6 protein-coding genes, 1 pseudogene and 1 riboswitch are annotated in these 8,690 nt (G+C 62.9%); of the genes and pseudogenes, 2 read left to right on the top strand and 5 right to left on the bottom strand.

The window, feature by feature from the left end; all coding sequences use genetic code 11:
• Positions 1-362 (top strand): hypothetical protein (locus tag Q0367_RS06960; RefSeq protein WP_298981324.1); only part of this gene is annotated, 362 nt, incomplete at its 5' end.
• Positions 363-413: 51 nt separating this feature from the next.
• Here Q0367_RS06960 and Q0367_RS06955 read toward each other — a convergent pair.
• From Q0367_RS06955 to Q0367_RS06935, 5 genes and pseudogenes are all read right to left on the bottom strand, one after another.
• A complete protein-coding gene (locus Q0367_RS06955) occupies positions 414-2,525 on the bottom strand; it encodes an ABC transporter ATP-binding protein (RefSeq protein WP_298981323.1) in 2,112 nt (703 codons plus the stop codon).
• 1,204 nt (positions 2,526-3,729) lie between these two features.
• A complete protein-coding gene (locus tag Q0367_RS06950) occupies positions 3,730-4,011 on the bottom strand; it encodes an ABC transporter permease subunit (protein ID WP_298981322.1) in 282 nt (93 codons plus the stop codon).
• 77 nt (positions 4,012-4,088) lie between these two features.
• A pseudogene (locus tag Q0367_RS06945) lies at positions 4,089-4,226 on the bottom strand (ABC transporter permease); the annotation flags it as partial.
• Between the two features lie 447 nt (positions 4,227-4,673).
• Positions 4,674-5,972, bottom strand: a complete 1,299-nt coding sequence (locus tag Q0367_RS06940; RefSeq protein ID WP_298981321.1) for an ABC transporter permease — start codon at positions 5,970-5,972, stop codon at positions 4,674-4,676.
• 90 nt (positions 5,973-6,062) lie between these two features.
• On the bottom strand, positions 6,063-7,742 hold the full coding sequence (locus Q0367_RS06935; RefSeq protein WP_297640594.1) for an ABC transporter substrate-binding protein: 1,680 nt from the start codon (positions 7,740-7,742) through the stop codon (positions 6,063-6,065).
• A 122-nt stretch (positions 7,743-7,864) separates the two neighbouring features.
• On the opposite strand from Q0367_RS06935, the gene Q0367_RS06930 reads away from it, so the two are divergent.
• Positions 7,865-8,296, top strand: coding sequence for a Fur family transcriptional regulator (locus Q0367_RS06930; protein WP_297640592.1), 432 nt, complete (start codon positions 7,865-7,867; stop codon positions 8,294-8,296).
• A 60-nt stretch (positions 8,297-8,356) separates the two neighbouring features.
• Positions 8,357-8,500, top strand: a riboswitch (cobalamin riboswitch).
• The last annotated feature ends 190 nt before the right edge of the window (positions 8,501-8,690 follow it).

Genomic DNA, 8,690 nt, shown 5'->3' with positions numbered 1-8,690 from the left:
GAGCCGCACCTACGATGAATCCAGAGAATTCGGGGCTGCGACGGCGCTTTCTCCCCCTCTCCCAGCATTGGGAGAGAGGGCCGGGGGGTGAGGGCCTTTGCTCCGGCTCCTGGGTGCGCCTGGGGTGTGCGGCTGCGAGCCGCACCTACGATGAATCCAGAGAGTTTGGGGCTGCGACGGCGCTTTCTCCCCCTCTCCCAGCCTTGGGAGAGGGGGTGGGGGGTGAGGGCCTTGTCCCTGACTTCTGGGTACGCCTGGGGTGTGCGGCTGCGAGCCGCACCTACGATGAATCCAGAGAATGCGGGGCTGCGACGGCGCTTTCTCCCCCTCTCCCAGCATTGGGAGAGGAGGTTGGGGGGTGAGGGGCTACGGCTACGAGCCGCGGCTTCCTGAAAAGCGCTGGAGGCAACTCCTCACTGCCTCAGGTGTGCGTCGATTACGGGCTCCAGCGAGCGCAGCGTCTCCAACGGCAGGTGGCAGAGGATGCGATTGCCCGCTTCCGTCTCCTGATAGGTGGGCATTTCGATTTCACAACGCCTGCCGCCGTCCGGCATCAGGTTGCGCCGAGGACAGCGCGTATGAAAGCGGCAGCCGGCGGGCGGATCGATAGCGCTGGGAACGTTGCCCTCCAACCGAATCCGCGACGGCTGCACGTCGGGGTCAGGAACAGGCGCAGCGGAGAGCAACGCCTCCGTGTATGGATGATAGGGCGGCGAGTACAGGGCGTCCACCGGGCCGTACTCCACGATCTGGCCGAGATACATCACTGCAACATAGTCGGCGATGAAGCGCACCACGCTCAGGTCGTGCGCGATGAAGATCATCGTAGCGTTGTTCTCTCGCTGCACCTGCATGAGAAGGTTTAAGATGGCCGCCTGCACCGAGACGTCGAGCGCGCTGACCGGCTCGTCGCACAGCACCAGGTTGGGATGGCTGGCCAGGGCGCGCGCAATGCCGACGCGCTGTTTTTCGCCGCCGCTTAACTGTCGCGGGTAGCGGTCGTAGTAGGTGCGGTTGAGCCGCACGGCGCGCAGCAGCCGCATCACCTCCTCGCGCACCTGATGGCGAGGCACCACTTTGAAGCGGCGCAGTGGCCGCTCGATCTGTTGACCGACAGTGTAAGAAGGATTCATGGTCGAGTCGGGGTTCTGGAAGACCATCTGCAGCTCGCGAATGACGTCGAGCGTGCGTTCCGAGAGATCCCCGCTGATGTCCACGCCCATAAACTCCAGCGCGCCGCCGTCGATGCGCTCCAGGCCGATGATGGCCTTGACCAGCGTGCTTTTGCCCGATCCGGACTCGCCGACGACGCCCAGCGTGGCGCCCCGGCGCACGCTGAAGGAGACGTCGTCTACGGCCTTCACGAATCGCCTCTCACCCAGGCCGATCATGCTCGCCAGCGAAGCGCCGGGAACGCGATAGTATTTTTTCAAATGCTGTGCAGAAAGCAGCGTCTCGGCGTCGGGGGGCGGTGATGCAGCCGGCGCCAGCTCGACATCGGCGGGCGGCGCCCAGGCGGCAGGGTCGATCTGCTCGGCGAAGTGACAGCGCACGGATGCGCCGTTGGGCAGGAGGCGCAGCGCAGGCGGATCGGTGCGACAGCGGTCTTCGACGTACTGACAGCGCGTGCTGAAGAGACAGCCTGCAGGGCGTTCATCGGGCCGCGGCACACGACCTGGGATTGGGTAGAGCACGCTACTCTTTTTGTCAACGCCCAGGCGAGGCACGCAGCGGATCAGGCCCTGCGTGTAGGGGTGGCGCGGGCTGTGGAACAGTTCGCGCACCGTCGCCTGCTCCACGACCTCGCCGGCGTACATCACGAGCACGCGGTCGCAGATGCGCGCAATCACGCCCAGATTGTGGCTGATGAAAAGAATCGCCGTGTCGAGCGTCTGGCGCAGTTCTGCGATCAGGTCGAGCACGGCCGCCTCCACCGTGACGTCGAGCGCGGTCGTCGGTTCATCCATGATCAGCAGCGCAGGATCGTTGAGCAGCGCCATGGCGATCACGACGCGCTGCTGCTGACCGCCCGAAAGCTGATGTGGGTAACGGTTGAGCACGCCGGCGGCGTCGGGCATATGGACGCGCTCCAGCGCCTGAATGCAGCGCTCGGTCGCCTCCTCGGTGCGCATCTGCCGATGATAGACCAACACCTCGCGCATCTGTTCGCCGATGCGCAGCGAGGGATTGAGCGCCTGCATGGGGTCTTGAAAGACCATGGCGATGCGGTCCCCGCGCAGATGGCGCAGCTCCTTCTCGGAGCGTCCCACCAGCTCCTCTCCCTCGAAGCGGATGGAGCCGTTGTGAACAAAGCCGTTGGCGCCTAAAAAGTTGACGATCGCCCAGCCGAGCGTGCTTTTGCCGCAGCCAGATTCACCGACGACGCCGAGCGTCTCGCCGCGGTGCAGGTCAAACGACACCTCGCGCACCGCCTCGATCTCGGCCTTGCGCGTGCGGTAGGCGACGGTGAGATTCTGAACCTGGAGAACCGGGGGCGTCTTGGTTGTGTGTGAAGAGAACGACATCGCAAACATGCTCATTTTCACCGATCTCCAGGTTGGCTGTGAACCCTCCCAGAGACTTGATGCTTTATAACAAAACAATCCGACAATCAATATAGGCGGTAGGCCCTCACCCCCCGGCCCCCTCTCCCAGTGCTGGGAGAGGGGGAGAAAGCGCCGTAACAGCCCCGGATCTCTGGATTCATCGTAGGTGCGGCTCCCAGCCGCACACCCCAGGCGCACCCAGGAGCCGGAGCAAAGGTCCTCACCCCCAACCCCCTCTCCCAATGCTGGGAGAGGGGGAGAAAGCGCCGTCGCAGCCCCAAACTCTCTGGATTCATCGTATGTGCGGCTCGCAGCCGCACATTCCAGGCGCACCCAGGAGCCGGAGCAAAGGCCCTCACCCCCCGGCCCTCTCTCCCAAGGCTGGGAGAGGGGGAGAAAGCGCCGTAACAGCCCCGGATCTCTGGATTCATCGTAGGTGCGGCTCTCAGCCGCACATTCCAGGCGCACCCAGGAGCCGGAGCAAAGGCCCTCACCCCCAACCCCCTCTCCCAATGCTGGGAGAGGGGGAGAAAGCGCCGTAACAGCCCCGGATCTCTGGATTCATCGTAGGTGCGGCTCGCAGCCGCACATTCCAGGCGCACCCAGGAGCCGGAGCAAAGACCCTCACCCCCCAACCCCCTCTCCCAAGGCTGGGAGAGGGGGAGAAAGCGCCGTAACAGCCCTGGATCTCTGGATTCATCGTAGGTGCGGCTCGCAGCCGCACATTCCAGGCGCACCCAGGAGCCGGAGCAAAGGCCCTCACCCCCAACCCCCTCTCCCAAGGCTGGGAGAGGGGGAGAAAGCGCCGTAACAGCCCCGGATCTCTGGATTCATCGTAGGTGCGGCTCGCAGCCGCACATTCCAGGCGCACCCAGGAGCCGGAGCAAAGACCCTCACCCCCCAACCCCCTCTCCCAAGGCTGGGAGAGGGGGAGAAAGCGCCGTAACAGCCCTGGATCTCTGGATTCATCGTAGGTGCGGCTCGCAGCCGCACATCCCAGGCGCACCCAGGAGCCGGAGCAAAGGCCCTCACCCCCCAACCCCCTCTCCCAAGGCTGGGAGAGGGGGAGAAAGCGCCGTCGCTCCTATGAAAACGCCGTCAAGCTTCCAAGGCGCGCTGGGCTCTTCTTCGCATCTTGCGCCTTGACGTCTTTGCGTTGCAGCTCTGCCCACCTCATGTTTACTTAACGCTGATAGCGCATGATCTCCTCGCGCAGCCCATCGGCGAAGAGATTGACGCCGATCACCAGCGTGGCGATGGCGAGCGCCGGCCATGCCACCGCCAGTGGGTTGGCATAGATGTACTTGCGCGCATCGTTGACCATGCTCCCCCAGTCCGGGTCGGGTGGAGGCAGGCCCAGGCCAAGAAAACCGAGCGTGCCGATGGCGAAGATGGCGTAGCCCACGCGCAACATGGCGTCGACCAGGATAGGGCCGCGCGCGTTGGGCAGGATCTCGCGCAGCATAATATACCACTTCGACCCCCGCGCGTCTCGGCGGCGCGGATATAGTCGCGCGTCTTGATGTCCAGTGTCAGCCCGCGCACCAGCCGCGCCACGCCAGGCGAACCGGTGATCGTGATGGCGGCGATCACGATCAGATCCCCGCGGCCAAGGGAGGTGACGATCACTAGATAGAGCACAATGACCGGGAAGGCGATGAAGGCGTCAAGAATCTGCATGATGATTTGATCGGCCATGCCTCCCCGGTAGCCTGCGTTGACGCCCAGCAATCCACCCACCACCACCGCACCGAGCACGCCCCAGATCGCCACGCCGCCTGGAATCACGATCGGCGGGTCGGTCGAGAGCCGCGTCTTGAGCAACACAACCTGCGTCCCCGCCATGATGCGCGACCAGATGTCTCGGCCCAAATGGTCGGTGCCCATCCAGTTGGCGGCGTTCGGCGGCTGATTGGCGCTGAACATCTGCGCATTCGGTGGATAGGGCGTCCAGAACAGGCTTAACAGTCCGACGCCCAGCCAAAAGAGCGCAATCGCCAGCCCCACCATCGCCGTGCGCGAGCTGAACACGAGCTCCAGCGCATCGTGCACCTGTCGCAGGAAAGAGGGTCGTTTGTCCATTTCAGGCGTCGTTGCAGCCGTCGTCAAAAGGCGCCTCCTGCTCGGTTACGCAAAGCGAATCCGTGGATTCAAATAGGTGTACAACATATCGCCGATCAGCCGCGTCAGCACGGCAATCAGCACGGTCAGCATGGCGGCGGCGGCTACGGCGTTGAAATCGCCGAAGATGGCGGCGTCATAGATATAGCTGCCAAGGCCGGGGATGCCGAAGAGCACCTCCACCACGATCACGCCGCCGATCAACCAGTTGATCTGCAGCATCACCACCGTGATCGGCGCCATCAGCGCGTTGCGCAAGGCGTGGCGAAAGATGATGCGTCGCCGCGGCAGCCCTTTGATAAAGGCGGTGCGAATGTAGGGAGACTGCATTACTTCGACCATGCTGGCGCGCGTGATGCGCGCCACGTAGCCGAACTCGGCGGCCATGAGCGTCAACACCGGCAACACCAGAATTTTCGGGTCGCGGAAGATGGCGTCGCCGGTCAGAAACACGGCGGTGGCCGGCAGCCAGCGCAGCCAGATGCCGAAGATCAAAATCAGGAAGACGCCGACCACAAACTCCGGCGTCGCCGTGAAGCCCAGGCCGGTGATCGAGATGATGCGGTCGAGCGGCTTGCCTTCGTTGACGCCCGCCAGCACGCCGAAGAAGAGCGCCAGCGGCATCACCAGCACAAAGGCCGCCGCCGCCAGAATCAGGCTGTTGGCCGCGCGGGAGAAAATGGTCGCCGAGACCGGACGATTGGTCTGCAGCGACATGCCTGCATCCCCGCGCACAATGCCCTTGCGCAGCGGGATGTACTGCTGCGGGCCGCCGCGCTCGCTGCGCACGCCGGCTTTGCTTAGCACCAGCACTTCCAGGTCGCTGCCGCGCACCCATTTGACGAGATTGTTGCGCGTATCGACGCCCCAGAAGACCTCGGCGCCGGTTTCGTCGGTCGTCCACGTCACGGACGCAGGCGACGTGACTTCGCGTCCGTCCGGCGTGCGTTGGATGGCGAGCAGCTCGCCCTCGACCATGCGCCAACGGGTCAACGCGCCGTCCACCTCGGCCCACCACTCCTGTTCGCCGGTCTGCGGATTGGGCGCCGTCGTCAGCGGATAGGGAGAGAGCTGCTGGGCGCGCCAGTCGCTGCCGATCAGCCAGTCGGCGTAGCGCTGCCAGGCCGGCGCGTCCAATCCCAGCTGCCGGCGCAGCGACTCGCGCTGCTCCGGCGTGGCGAAGACGCCCAACAGCCGCACCGTGACGTCTCCGCCCGCCACTTCGAGCAGGAAGAAGAGCACGAGCGACACCAGGAACATGGTGACGAACATCGAAAAGAGGTTGCGAACCAGAAACCTCGCCATGCGCGTCTTGTCCTACGAAAACTTGCCTCACGAAAAGATGGTCACCAGGAAAGCCCCCCTGGAATGACGTCAGAATTCGTGACGGCCATCTCAGGCCTGCTTCCAGACTTCGTAATAGAAATCGAAGTTGGAGGGATGCGCCACGACGTTTTGGAACTCCTTGCGGATGATCTCCCACTCGTTCGTCCAGTAGCTGTTTCCGATGGGGCCGCGCTCCTGCATGATGTCTTCCAGCTCGCCGATGATTTCGCGCCGCGCTTCGACGTCCAGCGTCAACTCCGCCTTGCGCAGCTTCTCGACAAACTCCGGATCGACCCAGCGCGTTTCGTTCCAGGGCACCGGGTTGCCGTCGGCGTCGGCGGTGTAGGCGAGCGGCGGCACCATGGTGTCGAGCGGCCGATGCGCCCAGATCGTGATGCCGAGCGGCACCTCGGTCCAGCGATCCCAGTAGCCGTTCGGCTCCGTGATGTCGAGCGTAATGTCGAAGCCCGCCGGCGCCGCCAGCTCCTTGAGCGTCTGCGCGATCTCCGGCTCCGAAAGGTCGTTCTTGGTCGCCAGCGTCACCTTGAGCGGGAGCTGGATGCCCTTTTCCGCAGCGTACTCTTCCAGCAACGCCCGCGCGCCTTCCGGGTCATAAGGCGGGATGGGCCGTTCGGCGTAAGCCGGATGCACGGGCGAGAAGTGGGCGTCGATGGAAAGGATGCCTTCGCCATTGTAGGAAAAATCGAGAATCTTCTGGCGATCCTGGCATTTCTTGAGCGCAGTGCGCACACGGTTGTCGTTCCACGGCTCCATGTCGACGCGCATGCGCACGAGGAAACAGTTGGCCGTCGCCACGCTCTTCACCTGCAGCTCGGGGTTGTCCTTCAGCGCCAGGAAGTCCGACGGCCTTGGCTTGAAGAAGGTGTCGATCTGACCGCTCTGCATAGCCGCCACCGAGGCGTCTTTGTCCAGATTGACGAAGACGATCTCGTCCAGGTAGGGCAACGGCCTGCCGTCCTCGCCCATCCGCCAGTAATCCGGCCGCGCTTTGAAGGCGGCGCGCTCGCCTTCCAGGTATTCGACCAGAGTGAAGGCGCCGGTGCCGACCGGCTGCTTGACCCAGTCGCCCTGAAAGTCTCGGTGCAAAATGACGGCGGGATAATGGAAAAGATGCTCCGGCACGCCGATATTGGGCGAAGTTAAATGCAGCCGGATGGTGTAGTCGTCGACTTTTTCAACGCTGTCCATGCCATCCAGATAAGAAAGCAGGCCGAGCATCGACGAGCCGACGGCCGGGTCCAACCACTGGCTGAAACTGAACAACACATCGTCGGCGGTGAGATCATCGCCGTTGTTGAATTTAATGCCCTTGCGCAGATAAAGCGTCCAGGTCTGGACATCGTCGCTGGCCTCCCACCGTTCTAACAGGTAGGGGCGCGTGATGTTGTCCGGGCCGGTCACGGTGAGATACTCGTTGACCAGACGCACGGCGTTGGCGCCCTCAATCCACGAGAGCCGCGCCGGATGATCCACCTGCTGCACCAGCATTCCTTTGCGCAGAACGCCCCCGCGCACAATTGCTCCCGGCGCGGCGCCCGCCGCCGGCGCAGCTTCTCCTGCAGTCGGCGCCGTCGGCGCGGCTGCAGGGGCGCAGGCCGACAGCGCATAGGCCGTTCCCACCGAGACGCCCAAGAGCGTGGCGTAGCGCAAAAACTCACGGCGCGTGATGCGCCCCTGGCGCAGTTTGTCCGTCGCCTGCAAAACCAACGGGTGAATTCGTTCGTTCATGGGGTTGCTCCTTTCTATGCGGAATTGATCCTGGTTGCTCGCTTACACCCTACCAAAGAATGAAAAATTGCGCAATTGAAATTTTTTAGACGAACTTCCGCAATCCATGATATGATGGATTCATGTCCGAAGAAATGATCCGTCGCCTGCGTCAAGCCGGCTACAAAATTACGCCTCCTCGTCTGGCTGTTCTACAGGTGATCCTGCGCGAGGGTGAACATTTGAACCCGCAAGAAATTTTAGAACAGGCCCAGGCGATCTATCCCCAGACGGGCCGCGCCACCGTCTATCGCACGCTGGAGCTGCTCACCAGTTTGGGCATCGTGCGCCCCATCTACGTCGGCGACAACGGCCCCACCTATATCCGCGCCGAAGGCGGCCACCACCATCTGGTCTGCTCACGCTGTGGCCATGTCATCGATTTCGACCAATGCATCGCCGACAGCATGGAGCAGGAGCTGGAAGAGCGATTTGGCTTTCAGATTCAAAGCCATCTGCTTGAGTTTTATGGGGTGTGCGCCAACTGTCAGGAGGCGTCCAAAATTGCACAATAGTTGGAGACGGTCTCGCAAGATTGACAAGCGCTGCGCGGCCGACATATACTGGATAACCAATTGAATAATTGCTGCACAGGTGCACGCTGCTTCTTCAAGCGTGCTGTAAAGGCGAAGCCGGTGTAAGTCCGGCGCTGTCCCGCAACTGTAACCGCCCCCAATCGGGCGGAAGCCAGGTCGACCGCCTGTGCATGGACGTGTCAACCCTCGTGGAGTGGGGTGCGCCGTCGATCAGCTTTAGATCAGACGCCTTCTCTCACCGACGAGAAGGCGTTTTTTATCAAAACATTGCCTGGCGCCGCACCTGTCCGTTTATCGTTGGGAAGGGCGGCGCTGATTCGTATGTGGAACAACGGCAAAAGAAAGCGTGAGGAGAAGGATGAAACGGCAAACA

It is taken from the genome of uncultured Caldilinea sp. (assembly GCF_937128415.1).
Taxonomy (GTDB): domain Bacteria; phylum Chloroflexota; class Anaerolineae; order Caldilineales; family Caldilineaceae; genus Caldilinea.
The sequence above is the reverse complement of the archived record's forward strand: the minus strand, read 5'-3'. Positions and strand labels throughout refer to the sequence as shown.